The organism is Streptomyces sp. NBC_00005, assembly GCF_045160215.1.
In the GTDB taxonomy this organism is placed as follows: domain Bacteria; phylum Actinomycetota; class Actinomycetes; order Streptomycetales; family Streptomycetaceae; genus Streptomyces.
Genome location: NZ_CP108316.1, coordinates 7,613,952 through 7,630,651, shown reverse-complemented (window position 1 = coordinate 7,630,651; position 16,700 = coordinate 7,613,952). Strand labels below are relative to the sequence as shown.

General features: G+C 70.0%; 15 protein-coding genes. 11 read left to right on the top strand and 4 right to left on the bottom strand.

The window, feature by feature from the left end; all coding sequences use genetic code 11:
* Positions 1-103: 103 nt before the first annotated feature.
* From OG303_RS34995 to OG303_RS34965, 7 genes are all read left to right on the top strand, one after another.
* On the top strand, positions 104-844 hold the full coding sequence (locus tag OG303_RS34995) for a LuxR C-terminal-related transcriptional regulator (RefSeq protein WP_405873491.1): 741 nt from the start codon (positions 104-106) through the stop codon (positions 842-844).
* Between the two features lie 100 nt (positions 845-944).
* Entirely contained in the window at positions 945-1,457 is a 513-nt protein-coding gene (locus tag OG303_RS34990; RefSeq protein WP_405873490.1) for a pyridoxamine 5'-phosphate oxidase family protein, read from the top strand.
* 43 nt (positions 1,458-1,500) lie between these two features.
* Complete coding sequence (locus OG303_RS34985; RefSeq protein ID WP_405873489.1) at positions 1,501-1,941, top strand: VOC family protein; 441 nt, start codon at positions 1,501-1,503, stop codon at positions 1,939-1,941.
* Positions 1,942-2,122: 181 nt separating this feature from the next.
* On the top strand, positions 2,123-2,968 hold the full coding sequence (locus OG303_RS34980; RefSeq protein WP_405877642.1) for an alkaline phosphatase family protein: 846 nt from the start codon (positions 2,123-2,125) through the stop codon (positions 2,966-2,968).
* 1 nt (position 2,969) lies between these two features.
* A complete protein-coding gene (locus OG303_RS34975) occupies positions 2,970-4,250 on the top strand; it encodes an MFS transporter (RefSeq protein WP_405873488.1) in 1,281 nt (426 codons plus the stop codon).
* On the top strand, positions 4,247-5,266 hold the full coding sequence (locus OG303_RS34970; protein WP_405873487.1) for a TolB family protein: 1,020 nt from the start codon (positions 4,247-4,249) through the stop codon (positions 5,264-5,266). Before OG303_RS34975 ends, OG303_RS34970 begins: the two co-directional genes overlap by 4 nt.
* Before the next feature lie 43 nt (positions 5,267-5,309).
* Positions 5,310-5,810, top strand: a complete 501-nt coding sequence (locus OG303_RS34965) for a PH domain-containing protein (protein ID WP_405873486.1) — start codon at positions 5,310-5,312, stop codon at positions 5,808-5,810.
* A gap of 97 nt (positions 5,811-5,907) precedes the next feature.
* Here OG303_RS34965 and OG303_RS34960 read toward each other — a convergent pair whose 3' ends face one another.
* Positions 5,908-7,269, bottom strand: coding sequence for a glutamine synthetase family protein (locus tag OG303_RS34960; protein WP_405873485.1), 1,362 nt, complete (start codon positions 7,267-7,269; stop codon positions 5,908-5,910).
* A 333-nt stretch (positions 7,270-7,602) separates the two neighbouring features.
* Here OG303_RS34960 and OG303_RS34955 point away from each other — a divergent pair, with 333 nt between their 5' ends.
* The 4 genes from OG303_RS34955 (at position 7,603) to OG303_RS34940 (ending at position 13,260) form a co-directional block, all read left to right on the top strand.
* Positions 7,603-8,268, top strand: a complete 666-nt coding sequence (locus OG303_RS34955) for a DUF3105 domain-containing protein (RefSeq protein WP_405873484.1) — start codon at positions 7,603-7,605, stop codon at positions 8,266-8,268.
* Positions 8,265-8,888 carry a DUF305 domain-containing protein gene (locus OG303_RS34950; protein WP_405873482.1) on the top strand — a complete coding sequence of 208 codons (624 nt, stop codon included), beginning with the start codon at positions 8,265-8,267 and terminating at the stop codon, positions 8,886-8,888. Before OG303_RS34955 ends, OG303_RS34950 begins: the two co-directional genes overlap by 4 nt.
* Before the next feature lie 221 nt (positions 8,889-9,109).
* Positions 9,110-11,053, top strand: a complete 1,944-nt coding sequence (locus OG303_RS34945; protein WP_405873480.1) for a protease pro-enzyme activation domain-containing protein — start codon at positions 9,110-9,112, stop codon at positions 11,051-11,053.
* Between the two features lie 170 nt (positions 11,054-11,223).
* Positions 11,224-13,260, top strand: coding sequence for an NAD(+) synthase (locus OG303_RS34940; protein ID WP_405873479.1), 2,037 nt, complete (start codon positions 11,224-11,226; stop codon positions 13,258-13,260).
* Between the two features lie 155 nt (positions 13,261-13,415).
* Here OG303_RS34940 and OG303_RS34935 read toward each other — a convergent pair whose 3' ends face one another.
* The 3 genes from OG303_RS34935 to OG303_RS34925 all read right to left on the bottom strand — a co-directional run bounded on the left by OG303_RS34935 (position 13,416) and on the right by OG303_RS34925 (position 16,623).
* Entirely contained in the window at positions 13,416-14,642 is a 1,227-nt protein-coding gene (locus OG303_RS34935; protein WP_405873478.1) for an MFS transporter, read from the bottom strand.
* Between the two features lie 96 nt (positions 14,643-14,738).
* The gene (locus OG303_RS34930; protein ID WP_405877640.1) at positions 14,739-15,698 is read right to left on the bottom strand and encodes an endonuclease/exonuclease/phosphatase family protein; all 960 of its coding nucleotides are present in this window, start codon (positions 15,696-15,698) and stop codon (positions 14,739-14,741) included.
* A gap of 295 nt (positions 15,699-15,993) precedes the next feature.
* The gene (locus OG303_RS34925; RefSeq protein ID WP_405873476.1) at positions 15,994-16,623 is read right to left on the bottom strand and encodes a TetR/AcrR family transcriptional regulator; all 630 of its coding nucleotides are present in this window, start codon (positions 16,621-16,623) and stop codon (positions 15,994-15,996) included.
* Between the last annotated feature and the right edge of the window lie 77 nt (positions 16,624-16,700).

Sequence of the window (16,700 nt, the reverse complement as noted above, 5' to 3'; positions counted from 1 at the left end):
CGTCGACGGCCGAAGCCCATTCGGCATTTGGCGAATCCCGGCCTCCGCGGGCGGGCGGCGCGTAGCGTGGTCGCAGGCGAGAAGACGGCCCCGGGAGGCCGAGATGACCCCACCCCGCATCACGGCCGAGGCCCATCTGCGGCGCATGGCGGACGTCCTGGACGAGGCCCGGCAGGATCCGTCGCCGGACGTCCCGCCGATGTCCCTGTTGTACGGCCTGCAACGGCTCGTCCCCTGCGAGTGCGTGAGCTTCTCCGAGCTGGACGTCCCGGCGCGGGTCGGGTTCAACGACCGCGACACAGTGGACGAGGAGGACGACGCACCGATGGAGGCGTACTGGCGCTGGCGCCATCAGCACCTGCAGTGCGAGCAGGTCGCCCAGCCGCACGACAGCCCCGAGACGACGCAGATGGCGGACTTCCTGTCGGTGCGCGAGCTGCGGAACCTGCCGATCTACACCGAGTTCCTCCGCCCCACCCCGACCATCGCCGACATCGCCCTGCCCACCGCGCCGGGCCGCACCCGCGTCTTCCAGCTCTTCCGCAAGGAAGGGCAGCCGTTCAAGGACCACGAGATGACCACGCTGCGGCTGCTGGCGCCGCATCTGTACGAGATCTACAAGGAGGGCACCCGCCGACACCGGACCCCGGTGCGCCTGACCCTCCGGGAACTGGACGTCCTGCGCTGCGTCGCCCGCGGCATGAGCACCCCGCAGATCGCCGCACAGCTCGTCGTCTCCACCAGTACCGTCCGCAAGCACCTCGAGAACGCCTTCGGCCGCCTGGGCGTCTCCAGCCGTACGGCGGCGGTGGCCCGGGTGTTCCCGGAGGCGGAGGTGCTCTGACCGGGCGACCGATGAGTTCCCCCGGCGGGCGCGGTCCCCCCTTCGTACGGAGTCCTGTACGGAGTCCTGCACGGACTCCTCGGTACGAGGAGGACAGCCCATGGCGGACAAGAACCCGCAGACCCGTCTCGACGCCCGCTACAGCGCCGCGGAGGCCACCGCGACCGACTGGTCCGAGGCCGAGGCCCGGCTCACCGGGGCCGAGCTGTTCTGGATCTCGACCGTACGGCCCGACGGGCGGCCCCATGTGACCCCGCTGCCCGCGGTCTGGGCGGACGGGGCGCTGCACTTCTGCACGGGACCCGAGGAACGCAAGGCGAAGAACGTCGCGGACAACCCGCACGTCGTGCTGACGACCGGGACCAGCACCTGGAACAAGGGCTACGACCTGGTCGTGGAGGGCGAGGCGGTGCGTGTGACCGACGAGGAGCGGCTGCGCGAGCTGGCCGCCGCCTGGGAGGCCAAGTACGGCAGTTTCTGGCACTTCGAGGTGCGCGACGGGGCTTTCCACCACGGTGGCGGGCACGCGTTTGTCTTTTCGGTGGCGCCCGGCACGGTCTTCGGCTTCGGTAAGGGGGAGCCGTTCAGCCAGACGCGGTGGCGGTTCACGTGACTGCGACCGACGCATGACCGACGTACGACAAAGGAGTCGTTCCATGGACATGAGCCTCGAAGTGCTGTTGCTGCCCGTCTCGGACGTGGACCGGGCCAAGGAGTTCTACCGGGACAAGGTCGGCTTCCACGTGGACCTCGACGGCGAGGTGATGGAAGGGGTGCGGATCGTGCAGCTCACGCCGCCCGGGTCGGGGTGTTCGATCGCGCTCGTCGACGGGCTGGAGGTGCCGACGGGGACGCCGCAGCCGGGGACGTACCACGGCATGCAGCTGTGTGTGACGGACGCCAAGGCGGCGTACGAGGAACTGACCGCGCGCGGGCTCGAGGTCAGCGAGCCGCAGCAGTTCGCGCCGCAGGACGGCGCCACCTTCATGTATTTCAAGGACCCGGACGGCAACGGCTGGGCGATCCAGGAGTACCGGCGCCGCGAGACGGAACCTCTGCACAAGGTGCTGGCCGACCTGGCCGCCCGGCAGCAGTAGGTGATGCCTCAAGGGTTCACCCGGCAGTAGTTCATCCGCTCTTCACCGTCCGGGTCGCGTGACGTGGGACGGGGGAACGTTGGCGTGAGCATGCTCTGACCGCACCGCCACCCCCGTCCTTCTCCCGGAGGTTGATGTGTCCGGCAGTTCCGGCATCCCGAAGTCCCGCCGCCGCGCGGCCATGGCGTCCGCGCTCGCCTTCACGGCGGCCGCCGTCGGTCTGTGGACCGGCCTCGGCGGCTCCTCGTCCGCCGCGTCCGGCGTGCCCGCCCCGGACCACGTGGTCGTCGTGGTCTTCGAGAACCACGCCTACAGCCAGGTGATCGGCTCCTCCAGCGCCCCGTACATCAACTCGCTCAAGACCGGCGGCGCCAACCTCAGCCAGACGTACGCCGAGACGCACCCGAGCCAGCCCAACTACTTCGCCCTGTTCTCCGGCTCCACCCAGGGCATCACGGACGACAGCTGCTACACGCCCGGCTTCTCCTCGGCCGCCAACCTCGCCTCCGAGCTGATCGCGGCCGGCCACACCTGGGCCAGCTACAACGAGACACTGCCCAGCCAGGGTTCGACGACGTGCAGCAGCGGCACCTACGCGCGCAAGCACAACCCGTGGTTCGGCTTCAGCAACGTACCGACGTCGTCCGCGAAGACCTTCGCGCAGTTCCCGACCGACTACTCCACCCTCCCCGACGTCTCCTTCGTCACCCCCAACCTGTGCAGCGACATGCACGACTGCTCGGTGGCGACCGGCGACACCTGGCTGCAGAACAACCTCGGCGCATACGCCACCTGGGCCAAGACCCACAACAGCCTCCTCGTCGTCACCTTCGACGAGGACAACAAGCTCTCCGGCAACCGCATCCCGACGGTCCTGTACGGGCAGCCCGTGACGGCGGGGTCGAGCAGCTCCACCACGTACAACCACTACAACCTGCTCCGCACGCTCGAGGACTCGCAGGGCCTGACGTCCCACGCGGGCAACGCGGGCTCAGCGAGCGACATCACGGGGATCTGGGCCTCCTGAGATGTACGTAGCGGACAGCCGCGCAAGCACCTCCACTGCGCCGGCGTCCGCGGACGGCGCCGCCCGGCCTCTCACCGGGCGGCGCCGCGCCGCGGTCGCCCCCACGGTCCTCGCGCTCGGCACGGTCAGCCTGATCACCGACGTGTCGTCGGAGATGGTGACGGCCGTCCTCCCCCTGTACCTGGTGGCGGGCCTCGGCCTGTCCCCGCTGGGCTTCGGGCTCCTGGACGGGATCTACAACGGCTTCTCGGCGCTCGTACGCCTGGTGGGCGGCCATCTCGCCGACCGGGGCGGCGGCCGCCACAAGTGGGTGGCCGGGCTGGGCTACGGCATCTCGGCGGCCTGCAAGCCGCTGCTGCTGCTCGCCGGCTCCCTGACGCCGATCGGCCTGATCCTGGCCGCCGACCGCACCGGCAAGGGGCTGCGCACGGCCCCGCGCGACGCGCTGATCTCCCTCTCCTCCACGCCGGCCACGCGCGGGCGCGCCTTCGGGGTGCACCGCGCGATGGACACCGCGGGCGCGCTGCTCGGCCCGCTGGTGGCGTTCCTGATCCTGCGGGCGACGGTGGACGGCTACGACGCCGTGTTCACGGTGAGCTTCTGCGTGGCGGTGGTCGGGGTCCTGGTGCTGGTGCTGTTCGTGCCGGGTTCGTCCTCGGCACCGGCGGTGGAGAAGGCCGTACGCCCCACCCTGCGCGCCGCGGTGGGCCTGCTGCGCCGGCGCGACCTGCGCCGCATCACGGTCTGCGCCCTGCTCCTTGGCCTCGCGACGGTCAGCGACTCCTTCGTCTACCTCCTGCTGCAACGCCGCCTGGGCGTCCCCGACCGCTGGTTCGCGCTGCTCCCGCTGGGCACGGCGGCGGCGTTCCTGCTGCTGGCGATGCCGCTGGGCCGGCTGGCGGACCGGTGGGGGCGGTGGCGCGTCTTCCTCGCGGGTCACGGCGCGCTGCTGTCGGCGTACACCCTCCTCCTCACGTCGTGGCACGGCCCCGCACTCCCCTACGCCGTCCTGCTCCTGCACGGCACCTTCTACGCGGCGACCGACGGCGTGCTGATGGCGGCGGCCTCGGACAGCGTGCCGGAGGAACTGCGCTCGTCGGGTCTCGCGGTGGTGCAGACGGGCCAGGCGCTGGCCCGGTTCGTGTGCTCGCTGGGCTTCGGCGCGGCATGGACCCTGTGGGGCGACCGCACGGCACTGCTGGTGTCGACGGCGGCGCTGGCTCTGTGCGCGTGCGTGTCCCTGGCCTTTCTACGACCCGCCACCCGGGAGACAGCCGCATGACCGTACGCAACCGCATCCTGATCCTGCTGTCGGCCGTGGTCGCCCTCGCGGCGGTCGCCGTGGCCTCGATCCTGCACGCGTCGGCGCGCGCGGACCGCCGCGACCAGACCCAGCCGGGCGGCCCCCGCGTGACCTCGGGGACGGTCACCCTCACCACCCCGGGCCGCATGGTCTTCCGCAACATGGCCTGGGGCCCGCACCGCGACGAACTGACGACGGTCCCGGCATCCGACCCGTCGGGCCCGCGCATCGCCTCGGGCGTCAAGTGCCTTCGTTTCTACGCCGCTTCGGGCACGGGAGTGTGCCTGCAGGCGGTGCACGGGACGGTCTCGGACACGTACCGGGCGGTCGTCCTCGACGCGCACCTTCACGTGAAGTCCCGCTACGACGTCCCCGGAATCCCCTCCCGCGCCCGCGTCTCCCCCACCGGTCACTTCGCCGCCTGGACGGCGTTCGTCGGCGGCGACTCATACGCGGGCACCAACTTCTCGACGCGGGCGGCCATCGTGGACGTCAGGACGGGGAAGCTGATCCCGTCCCTGGAGGCGTTCCGGATCGTGAAGGACGGCCACACCTACCGCGCGGCGGACGTGAACTTCTGGGGGGTGACGTTCGCGTCGGACGACCGCACGTTCTACGCGACGCTGGCGACGAAGGGGCGCACGTATCTGGTCCGGGGCGACCTCCGCGCCCGGACGGTCACCACCCTCCACACGAACGTCGAATGCCCGTCCCTCTCCCCCGACGGCACCCGCATCGCCTTCAAGAAACGGGTACCGGGCCTGTCGAAGGACGCCCCGTGGCGCCTCTACGTCCTCGACCTGCGCACGATGCGCGAGACTCCGCTCGCGGTGCCGCGAAGCGTGGACGACCAGGCGGTCTGGCGGAACAACGGAACGATCGTCTACGCCCTGCCCGGCGACTACGGGGCGGACCTGTACACGGTCCCCGCGGACGGCACGGGAAAGCCGCGGCGCATCAGCACGGCGGCCGTTTCTCCTGCGTACGTGGGTTAGAGAACCGGGCAGGGTTCTTACCGGCTGCTGTCACACTCCGCGGATGGACAAGACGATCTTCCGGTACACCCGCAGGCAGCGCGGGGCCATGTGGGGGTTCGCGCTGGGCCTCGGTGTGTGGGCCGGGGCCGCGTGCGTGCGCTCCTCCCGCCTGCTGGCCGATCACCAGACCGGCGGGGCCGCGGGCCTGTTCCTGCTCCTGGGCCTGCTGCCGCTGGTGCTGTTCGTGGTGCTGGTCGGCATGTCGACGGGCATCACCCGGATCGACGCCCACGGCCTGCGCACCCGCGGCATGACCGGGCGCAAGCGTGTGCCCTGGGATCGCATCGAGAGCATCGACGCACTGGGGGGCCTCGGCCGCCGAGGCACGATCACCCGAATCCGGGTCACCCGCTCCGACGGGCGACCGCTCATGCTGCCCGTCCCCTTCTCCTCGGGAACCATCGCCATGGACCCCGACCTCCACGACAAGGTCGCTCTGATGCGACGAGAGTGGAAGAAGCACCGGGCGCCGCCGCCGGGGGACACGGCTCAGGAGGCGTGAGACACGAAGGGGCCGACGGTCCACGACCGTCGGCCCCTTTCGCCGAATCACTTCGCCGAATCCGTGGAGTCAGCGGGAAACCCGCCCTGACCTGTCCTTACAGCACCGGCAGATTCTTCCGCAGCTCGAACGCGGTGACCTCCGAGCGGTACTCCTCCCACTCCTGGCGCTTGTTGCGCAGGAAGAAGTCGAAGACGTGTTCGCCCAGGGTCTCGGCGAGCAGGTCGCTGCGCTCCATCAGGGTCAGGGACTCGCCGAGGTTCTGCGGGAGGGGCTCGATGCCCATCGCGCGGCGTTCGGCGTCCGAGAGGGCCCAGACGTCGTCCTCGGCGCCCGGCGGGAGCTCGTAGCCCTCCTCGATGCCCTTGAGGCCGGCGGCCAGCAGGACGGCGTAGGCCAGGTACGGGTTCGCGCCCGAGTCGAGGGAGCGGACCTCCACGCGTGCGGAGCCGGTCTTGCCGGGCTTGTACATCGGGACGCGGACCAGGGCCGAGCGGTTGTTGTGGCCCCAGCAGATGTACGAGGGGGCCTCGCCGCCGGCGCCGGCGGTGCGCTCCGAGCCGCCCCAGATGCGCTTGTAGGAGTTCACCCACTGGTTGGTGACCGCCGAGATCTCCGCCGCGTGCTTCAGCAGACCCGCGATGAAGGAACGGCCGACCTTGGAGAGCTGGTACTCCGAGCCGGACTCGTAGAACGCGTTCCGGTCGCCCTCGAAGAGGGACAGGTGCGTGTGCATGCCCGAGCCGGGGTGCTCGGAGAACGGCTTCGGCATGAAGGTCGCCTGGACGCCCTGCTCCAGCGCCACCTGCTTCATGACCAGGCGGAACGTCATGATGTTGTCCGCCGTGGAGAGCGCGTCCGCGTAGCGGAGGTCGATCTCCTGCTGGCCCGGGGCGCCCTCGTGGTGGGAGAACTCGACCGAGATGCCCATCGACTCCAGCATGGTGATCGCCTGGCGGCGGAAGTCCATGCCGATGTTCTGCGGCGTGTGGTCGAAGTAGCCGGAGTTGTCGGCCGGGGTCGGGCGGGTGCCGTCGAGCGGGCGGTCCTTCAGCAGGAAGAACTCGATCTCCGGGTGCGTGTAGAACGTGAAGCCCAGGTCGGAGCCGCGGGTCAGGGCACGCTTGAGGACGTAGCGCGGGTCCGCGAAGGACGGGGAGCCGTCCGGCATGAGGATGTCGCAGAACATGCGGGCGGTGCCGGGGGCCTCGGCGCGCCAGGGCAGGATCTGGAAGGTCGACGGGTCCGGCTTGGCGATCATGTCGGACTCGTAGACCCGGGCGAAGCCCTCGATCGCCGAGCCGTCGAAACCGATGCCCTCGTCGAAGGCCTGCTCGAGCTCGGCCGGGGCCACGGCGACGGACTTGAGGAAGCCCAGCACGTCCGTGAACCACAGCCGTACGAACCGGATGTCGCGCTCCTCCAACGTCCGGAGCACGAACTCCTGCTGCTTGTCCATCTTCCGCTTCCCCATCCTTGCTGGTCAGGCCGCCTGTCTCCGTGTCCCGCAGGAGGCGGTCGGGCACCTGAGCATCACACCACAACAGCATTTCATGCGCGTTGCCGACCTTGATCGACGAGGCGATCTCGGTCCGAATGCCTCACATACGGCAGGTGTACGGCTCTACAGCCCATCTTGCCTGCTCGGACCGACATCCGTAATGGGAGACCCCGCAGAACGTGATGCGCGGCTCCGGGAACCCTGTGATTGCCGTGCCCCACCCGGGAGAGGGCACTCCTTCCCCACTAGGATCAGCGGACTTGTCGTCCCTTTCCCCAGAAGGACACTGCCATGGGCTCCGCCAGCAAGAGCACCAGCTCCGCACGCAAGGCTCGAATAGAGGAGATGCGGCGCGCCGAGCAGGCCCGCGAGCGCCGCAACCGGGTCCTCGTCATCGCCGCGAGCGTGGTCGTCGTCGCCGGTCTGGTGGTCGGCGGTGTCTTCGTCGTGAAGGCACAGAAGGACTCGGACGCCACGGCGAGCGACGCGAAGGCCGCCTCCGGGCACTTCGTCACCGGCAAGGACGGCGTGAAGACGTGGAAGGGCACGCTGACCCGCAACCACGTCACCAAGACCGTGCACTACCCGACGGAGCCCCCGGTCGGCGGTGACCACAACCAGGTCTGGATGAACTGCAACGGCGACGTGTATACCAAGGCGCTCAACAACATGAACGCCGTGCACTCGCTGGAGCACGGCGCGGTGTGGGTGACGTACACCGGCAAGGCCTCGAAGGCGGACGTGGCGGCGCTGGCGGCGAAGGTGAAGAAGACGCCGTACACGCTGATGAGCCCGGACGACAAGCAGAAGGACCCGATCATGCTCACGGCGTGGGGCAAGCAGCGCACGGTGACGAGCGCGAGCGACCCGAACGTGAACAAGTTCTTCGAGGAGTTCGTGCAGGGCAAGCAGACGCCCGAGCCGGGTGCCGCGTGCACGGGCGGGCTGGCGCAGTGAGGCACGTCGGTCTGGTCGTGGGTGCCGCGGCGGCGGCGCTCGTCGCGGCCGGCGCGATCACCTACGCGGTCGCCGAGGACGGCGGTTCGAGCACGAGCACGCCCACCGCCGGCTCCGCGGACGCCGGGTTCGCGCGGGACATGGCGGTGCATCACCAGCAGGCCGTCGAGATGTCGTACATCGTGCGCGACCGCACGAAGAACACGGAAGTGCGGCGCCTCGCCTACGACATCGCGCAGACGCAGGCCAACCAGCGCGGCATGCTGCTGGGTTGGCTGGATCTGTGGGAGCTGCCGAAGGTGTCGGCGGACCCGCCGATGACCTGGATGGGCATGGGCGACATGGCCTCCGGCAAGGACGGCTCGCTGATGCCCGGCATGGCGACCAACACGGAGATGAAGAAGCTCGGCACGCTGAGCGGCAAGCAGGCCGAGGTCTTCTATCTGCAGTTGATGACGGCCCATCACAAGGGCGGCATCCACATGGCCGAGGGCTGCGTCGCCAAGTGCAGGGTCGGCGTGGAGAAGGACCTCGCGCAGGGCATGGTCGACGCGCAGCAGTCGGAGATCAAGCTGATGGCCGACATGCTCAAGGAGCGTGGCGCGAAAGCGCGTTCATAACCCTCGCAGCGTGACCCCATTGGGGGCGAAAGCCTCAAATCGGTTTACCTGACGGTTCCTTGGGCTTCTCTTGGCTTTCGCATTCCCCTGGCATGAACGGTTCAGGGAAAGAGTGGCCCCCATCGCTTGATCCATTGTTCGCGCCTCCGCCGCGGTGCGGGTCTACGCGGATCAAGTGACGACCGACCACATATGCGAAGAACCGCATCGCAGGGGGTTCTATGAGATCCAACCGCGCCAAACTGCGCACCGTGAGCATGGCAGCGACACTGCCCATGATCGCCGGTGCGCTGGCGCTCGGCATACCCGCGGCGCACGCCGCGGACAACCCCGGCCGGGACGCACTCGCGGGCACCAAGCCCGCGTGGGCGACGGCCAAGGCGGACAAGGGAGCTACCTCCAACAGCTCGCAGGTCTCCGCCCGTGTCTACCTCGCCGGAAAGGACGCCAACGGGCTCGCCGCGTACGCGAAGGCCGTGTCCAACCCGAGCTCGGCGGCGTACGGCAAGTACCTGAGCGCCAAGAAGGCTCAGGCCCGCTTCGGCGCGACCAAGGCCCAGGTGGCCGCGGTCAAGTCGTGGCTGGCGTCCGCGGGCCTGAAGGTCACGGGCGTCACGCAGCACTACGTCTCCGTCACCGGTGACGTGGCCGCCGCCGAGAAGGCGTTCGGCACTCAGCTGCACAACTACACCAAGGGCTCCAAGACGTACCGCGCGCCGGCGAAGACGGCCTCCGCGCCCGACGCCCTGAACGGCGCCGTCCTGACCGTCACCGGCCTGGACAACGCGCCGCACAAGGCGAGCCACGACGACCAACTGCCCGGTCCTACATCGGTGTTCAAGAACGCCGGGCCGTTCTCCTCGTACTACGGCTCGAACGTCGCGAAGACCCTGCCCGACGCGTACGGCAAGAAGATCCCGTACGCCGTCGAGGGCTACACCGGCAAGCAGCTGCGGGCCGCCTACGGCGCCGGCACCCGCACGGGCAAGGGAGTCCGCGTCGCCATCACGGACGCGTACGCCTCGCCGACCATCGCCTTCGACGCGCAGACCTATGCGAAGAAGCACGGTGACGCGGCCTGGAAGACCGGCCAGCTGAGCCAGGTGCTGCCGAAGAAGTACACCAACACGGGCGCCGACGAGTGCGACGCCTCCGGCTGGTACGGCGAGGAGACCCTCGACGTCGAGGCCGTGCACGCGGTGGCGCCGGACGCGAACGTCACGTACGTGGGCGCCGCGTCCTGCATGGACAACGACCTGCTGGACTCGCTCAGCAAGATCGTCGACAACCACCTGGCCGACATCGTCTCCAACTCGTGGGGCGACATCGAGGCCAACCAGACGCCGGACCTCGCGGCCGCCTACGACCAGGTCTTCCAGTTCGGCGCGGTCGAGGGCATCGGCTTCTACTTCTCCTCCGGCGACAACGGCGACGAGGTCGCCAACACCGGTACGAAGCAGGTCGACACCCCGGCCAACTCGGCGTGGGTGACGGCGGTCGGCGGTACCTCGCTGGCGGTCGGCAAGGGCGACAAGTACCTGTGGGAGACCGGCTGGGGCACCGAGAAGGCCACGCTGTCCGCGGACGGCAAGAGCTGGACCGGCTTCCCGGGCGCGTTCACCTCGGGTGCGGGCGGCGGCACGAGCAAGACGGTCGCCGAGCCCTTCTACCAGAAGGGTGTCGTCCCGGACGCGCTCGCCAAGGCCAACAATGCCGCGGGCAACCGCGTCGTCCCGGACATCTCGGCGATCGCAGACCCCAACACCGGTTTCAAGGTCGGCCAGACGCAGACCTTCCCGGACGGGTCGGAGCAGTACAGCGAGTACCGCATCGGCGGCACCTCGCTCGCCGCTCCGGTGATCGCGGCCGTCCAGGCCCTGGCCCAGGAGGCGCGCGGCGGCAAGGCGATCGGTTTCGCCAACCCGTCGATCTACTCCAAGTTCGGGTCGAAGCTCTACCACGACGTCACGGACAACCCGACGGGCTCCGGCCTGGCGGTCGCCCGCGTCGACTTCGTGAACGGCTTTGACGCCTCGGGCGGTCTGGCCACCTCGGTCCGCAGCCTCGGCAAGGACAGCTCGCTGTCGGCCGTGAAGGGCTACGACGACGTCACCGGCGTGGGCACGCCCACGAACGGCTACGTCGAGTCGTACGGGAATCACTGAGGCACCGCCGGCAACGGCACCTTGAGGGGGCGCGGGATGATCACATCCCGCGCCCCTTCGCCTTGCCCGTCTTCGCTTGGCCCGTCTTCGCTTGGCCCGTCCTCGCCCTGCGCGGGCCGGCCACCACCCCGCACCACCCATCGCGTCGCTCTGACGATTACACTGGGCCCGTGCCTCCCTTGAACTTCTGGTCGATCTATCAGCACGGCTTCGCACGCGTCGCCGCGTGCACGGGCCACACCGTCATCGCCGACCCCCACGCCAACGCCGAAGCGGTCCTGCGCCACGCGCGCCGGTGCGCCGAGGAGAGCGTCGCCGTCGCCGTCTTCCCGGAGATGGTGCTGTGCGGCTACTCGATCGAGGACCTGCTGCTGCAGGACGCGTTGCTCGATCAGGTCGAGGAGGCGCTCCAGGAGGTGGTGGCCGGGTCGGCCGAGCTGCTGCCGGTGCTGGTCGTCGGTGCCCCGCTGCGCCATCGCCACCGGATCTACAACTGCGCGGTGATCGTGCACCGCGGCCGCGTCCTCGGTGTCGTACCCAAGTCGTACCCGCCGAACTACCGGGAGTTCTACGAGCGCCGCCAGATCGCCGACGGCGCCGACGAGCGCGGCGGGTCGATCCGGGTCTGCGGCGAGACTGTGCCGTTCGGCGTGGACCTGCTGTTCGCGGCCGAGGACGTCCCCTCCCTCGTGCTGCACGCGGAGATCTGCGAGGACATGTGGGTGCCGGTGCCGCCCAGCGCGGAGGCGGCCCTCGCCGGTGCGACCCTCCTCGTCAACCTCTCCGGCAGCCCGATCACGGTCGGGCGGGCCGAGGACCGCAAGCTGCTGTGCCGCTCGGCGTCCGCCCGCTGCCTCGCCGCCTACGTCTATGCGGCGGCCGGGCTCGGCGAGTCGACCACCGACCTGTCCTGGGACGGCCAGGCCATGGTCTACGAGAACGGCGTACTGCTGGCCGAGACCGAGCGGTTCCCGCTGGGTGACGAGTACGCGATCGCGGACGTGGACCTCGACCTGCTGCGCCAGGAGCGGCAGCGGATGGGCACGTTCGACGACAACCGCCGTACGCACAGCGCGCGCACCGGTGACTTCCGGACGGTCGGGTTCGAGCTCGATCCGCCGCTGACCGACCTGGGGCTGCGCCGTCGCCTGGAGCGCTTCCCGTTCGTGCCGGCCGACGCCGACCGCCTCGCCCTGGACTGCTACGAGGCGTACAACATCCAGGTCGAGGGCCTGCAGCAGCGGTTGGCGGCGATCGGTGGCGCGAAGGTGGTCATCGGGGTGTCCGGCGGCCTCGACTCCACGCACGCGCTGATCGTCGCCGCCCGCGCGATGGACCGCGCGGGCCGCCCGCGCAGCGACATCCTGGCCTGGACGTTGCCCGGCTTCGCGACCAGCGACCACACCAAGGACAACGCCCACAAGCTGATGAACTCGCTCGGCGTCACCGCGGCCGAGCTCGACATCACGCCGACCGCACGGCTGATGCTGAAGGAGATGGGCCACCCGTTCGCCTCCGGCGAGCCGGTGTACGACGTCACCTTCGAGAACGTGCAGGCCGGTCTGCGCACCGACTACCTGTTCCGGCTCGCCAACCAGCGCGGCGGCATCGTGCTCGGCACCGGTGACCTCTCCGAGCTGGCGCTCGGCTGGTCCACGTACGGCGTGGGCGACCAGATGAGCCACTACAACGTCAACTCCGGCGTGCCGAAGACGCTGATCCAGCACCTGATCCGCTGGGTCATCAGCAGCGGACAGTTCGGCGACGAGACCGGCAAGATCCTCGCCGCGATCCTCGACACCGAGATCAGCCCGGAACTCGTACCGGGCGAGGAGATGCAGTCCACCGAGTCCAAGATCGGCCCGTACGCGCTGCACGACTTCACGCTCTACCACGTGCTGCGGTACGGCTTCCGGCCCTCGAAGATCGCCTTCCTGGCCTGGCACGCCTGGCACGACCAGGACGCCGGCGCCTGGCCTCCGGGCTTCCCCGAGGCCAAGCGGGTGGCGTACGACCTGCCGGAGATCCGGCAGTGGCTGGAGGTCTTCTGCCGCCGCTTCTTCGCGTTCGCGCAGTTCAAGCGCTCGGCCATGCCGAACGGGCCGAAGGTCTCGGCCGGCGGTTCGCTCTCGCCGCGGGGGGATTGGCGGGCGCCGTCCGACAGTTCGGCGTCGGCGTGGTTGCGGGATCTGGGGCGGTTCGACTAGTTCAGTGCAGGTCCGTTGGTCCGGTGCGGGTCGGTGGGAGCGTGCGGCCCTGGGGGCTGCGCCCCCCAGATCTCCATCGGCCTTCGGCCTCGTGCTCAAACTCCGGACGGGCTGGGAATGAGCGCCGGACGGGCTGAACGACCGAGCGGTGAGCCTCAGTTGTGCAGTGACTCCGACTGCTGCGGCACGTAAGACGCGACCACGCGTTCCCGCCCGGCCTGTGTCTGCGGAACGACCCGCCGCCGGTCCACCGCATACGCGGCCCCCGCAACGCCCAGCCCGAACACGGCAAGCGCCGCGCCCGCCAGTGCCGGAGACGTCACACCGAACCCGGCGGCCAGCGCCAGACCTCCGATCCACGCTCCCCCGGCGTTCGCCAGGTTGAAGGCCGCCTGGTTCGCCGACGACGCCAGGGACGGGGCCGCCGACGCCTTCTCCATGACCATCAGTTGGAGGGGCGAGCCGGTGATGAAGGCCGCCGCGCCGAGCAGGACCACCGCGACGGCCGCGCTCCACGGTGTGGACATCAGGAGCGGGAAGAGGGCCAGTACGGCCACCAGGGAGAACAGGCCCCCGAACAGCGTCCCGCGCAGCGAGTGGTCGGCCAGGCGTCCGCCGGCCAGGTTGCCCGCCGTGGCCCCGACGCCGAACAGCGCGAGGAGCAGCGTGACGCTGGCGTCGGCGTATCCGGCGGCGTCCGTGAGCATCGGCGTGATGTAGCTGTACGCGGCGAACAGCGCGCCGAATCCGGCGACCGTCGTACCGAGGGCCAGCCAGACGGGGAGGGAGCGCAGGGCCGCCAGCTCGCCGCGCAGGCCCGCGGCCGGGGCGTGCGTGTGGTCGTGCGGGATCAGCAGGGCGAGCGCGGCGATGGCCGCCACGCCGATCGCGCCGACGCCGAGGAACGTGGCCCGCCAGCCCAGGTGCTGCCCCATGAGCGTGGCGACCGGGACGCCGGCGATGTTGGCGACCGTGAGGCCGAGGAACATCAGCGAGACGGAGCGGGCCTTGCGCTCGGGCGCCACCATGTTCGTCGCGACGACGGCCCCTACGCCGAAGAAGGCACCGTGCGGCAGTCCGCTCAGGAAGCGGGCGGCCAGCAGGGAGTCGTAGCCCGGGGCGAACGCGGACAGGGCGTTGCCCGCCACGAACAGGGCCATCAGGCCGATCAGGACGGTGCGGCGGGACATCCGCGCGGTGACCGCGGCCAGCAGCGGGGCGCCGATGACGACACCCAGCGCGTACGCCGAGACCAGGTGCCCGGCGGTGGGGATCGAGACGTGCAGGTCGTCCGCGACTTCGGGCAGGAGGCCCATCATCACGAACTCGGTGGTGCCGATTCCGAAAGCGCCGACGGCCAGAGCGACCAGGGCCAGGGGCATGAAGGGGCCTGTGCCTTTCAAAGGGAGAGCGGTGTTCCGTGGGACAGTTTAAGTTCAGCTACGGAACAAAGACGCTCGGGCCCCCTATTCCAGCGGTCAGGAGCTGGTGTCGAGGTTCACACGGGCCGCGATCGGAAGGTGGTCGCTCCCGGTCGCGGGCAGCGTCCACGAGCTCACCGGCTCGACGCCCTGGACCATGATCTGGTCGATCCGCGCCATCGGGAACGAGGCCGGCCAGCTGAACCCGAACCCGCTGCCCGCCGCGCCCTGCGTGGAGCGCATCTGGGAGGTGACGCCGTTGAGGGAGCGGTCGTTCATGGTGCCGTTCAGGTCGCCGAGCAGCACCTTCCGCTTCAGCGGCTCGTCGGCGATGGCCTCGCCCAGCGCGTCGGCGCTCTTGTCGCGCTGCCGGGCCGTGAACCCGGCCTCCAGCTTCACCCGCACCGACGGGAGGTGGGCGACGTAGAACGCGACCGGCCCCTCGGGCGTGGCCACCGTCGCGCGCATGGCGCGCGTCCAGCCCAGCTTGATGTCGACGGCCTTGACCGCGGTCATCGGGTACTTGCTCCAGAGGCCGACGGTGCCCTCCACCGAGTGGTACGTGTACGTCGACGCGAGCGCCTTCTCGTACACCGGAACCGCCGACGCGGTCAGCTCCTCCAGGGCCACCACGTCCGCGCCGGACGCGGCCACGTCGCGGGCCGTACCGGCCGGGTCGGGGTTGTCGGCGTTGACGTTGTGCGTGGCGACGGTCAGGTCGCCGCCGCTGCCGGTCCTGTCGGCGAGCAGACCGCCGAAGAGGTTCAGCCAGACGAGCGCCGGCAGCACCACCGCGATCAGCGCGGTCGCCGACTTGCGTACCAGGGCGAGCAGGAACAGCACCGGGACCAGGAGGCCCAGCCAGGGCAGGAAGGTCTCCGCCAGGCTGCCCAGGTTGCCGATGCGGTTGGGGATCCGCGCGTGCAGCAGCATGACCAGGGCGAGGAGCACCGCGACGGCGGCGACGAAGAGGCCGCGGCGCCAGATTCTCGGATCGCCGCGCCATCCGGAGACCATGCGGCTCATCAGGCGCCGGAACCGGTCTCCCCGGCGCTCGGGCCCCGAGCCGCCGTTGTCCGTCTCCGTCATGTACGCCTGCTGCGCCATACCGCGTCGCCTCACTGCCTGCCGTGCATACCGTCCGCCCCCCGTGCAGCGGGGGGCGGACACTCCCTAAGACCCTAGGGGATGTTCGGCTCCGATCCTGCCGTCACATGACGGCCGTACGGGCACGAGGACGACCAACCCGGCGTCCGGAGTTCCGAACACGGCCACCGAAAGCGCCCTCTGTGACGAACGGCGCACACTCGCGCTACGCGGCCGGGGAACTGACGGGCCGTAGACCTTCGAGCAGTGTGTCGACGAGCTGCTCCGAGAGATCCTCGGGCAGGTCGGCGTCCGGGCGCATGACGGTGCGCAGCAGCATCGGGCCGACGAACATGTCGTTCAGCAGCTCGACGTCGACATCCGCCCGGATCTCGCCGTTCGCCTGCCCTCGCCGCAGGACGTCGACCTGGAGCCTGCGGCGCGGCTCGATGACCGAGGCGTGGTAGGCCGCCCAGATCTTCGGGCTGCTCTTCATCTGGGCGAAGACGTTGTGCAGCAGCAGCGACGAGCGGGTCAGCAGGCCGCGCTGGCGCAGCTGTTCCAGCATCGCCACCAGGTCGTCGCGCATCGAGATGCCGGGCAGCTGCGGATCCGCCGGCTCGGCGCGTCGTACGACGTCGACGAAGAGCTCCTCCTTGCCGCTCCAGCGACGGTAGATGGCGGCCTTGCCGACCCCCGCCGTACGGGCGATGCGCTCGATGGAGAGCTCGGCCAGCGGCACGCCCTCCTCGAGCAGCTTCATCACGCCCTCGACGATGGCGCGCTCGACGGCCTCACTGCGGGGGCGGCCCCTGGTGGGCCCCTCGGGAGCGGCTTGGCTGTCGGCGAGGCTCACTTCACTGCGTCCCTTCGGTGTGCTGATCCGATTCTCCCTTGTGTACGACGTGTACGACAGCGGGGAGCCGGCCGGAA

Excerpts from the sequence above, each read along its gene's own strand:
- OG303_RS34995 (WP_405873491.1), top strand. The coding sequence starts at position 104 with ATGACCCCACCCCGCATCACGGCCGAGGCCCATCTGCGGCGCATGGCG.
- OG303_RS34990 (WP_405873490.1), top strand. The coding sequence starts at position 945 with ATGGCGGACAAGAACCCGCAGACCCGTCTCGACGCCCGCTACAGCGCC.
- OG303_RS34985 (WP_405873489.1), top strand. The coding sequence starts at position 1,501 with ATGGACATGAGCCTCGAAGTGCTGTTGCTGCCCGTCTCGGACGTGGAC.
- OG303_RS34980 (WP_405877642.1), top strand. The coding sequence starts at position 2,123 with ATGGCGTCCGCGCTCGCCTTCACGGCGGCCGCCGTCGGTCTGTGGACC.
- OG303_RS34975 (WP_405873488.1), top strand. The coding sequence starts at position 2,970 with ATGTACGTAGCGGACAGCCGCGCAAGCACCTCCACTGCGCCGGCGTCC.
- OG303_RS34970 (WP_405873487.1), top strand. The coding sequence starts at position 4,247 with ATGACCGTACGCAACCGCATCCTGATCCTGCTGTCGGCCGTGGTCGCC.
- OG303_RS34965 (WP_405873486.1), top strand. The coding sequence starts at position 5,310 with ATGGACAAGACGATCTTCCGGTACACCCGCAGGCAGCGCGGGGCCATG.
- OG303_RS34960 (WP_405873485.1), bottom strand. The coding sequence starts at position 7,269 with ATGGACAAGCAGCAGGAGTTCGTGCTCCGGACGTTGGAGGAGCGCGAC.
- OG303_RS34955 (WP_405873484.1), top strand. The coding sequence starts at position 7,603 with ATGGGCTCCGCCAGCAAGAGCACCAGCTCCGCACGCAAGGCTCGAATA.
- OG303_RS34945 (WP_405873480.1), top strand. The coding sequence starts at position 9,110 with ATGAGATCCAACCGCGCCAAACTGCGCACCGTGAGCATGGCAGCGACA.
- OG303_RS34935 (WP_405873478.1), bottom strand. The coding sequence starts at position 14,642 with ATGCCCCTGGCCCTGGTCGCTCTGGCCGTCGGCGCTTTCGGAATCGGC.
- OG303_RS34930 (WP_405877640.1), bottom strand. The coding sequence starts at position 15,698 with ATGGTCTCCGGATGGCGCGGCGATCCGAGAATCTGGCGCCGCGGCCTC.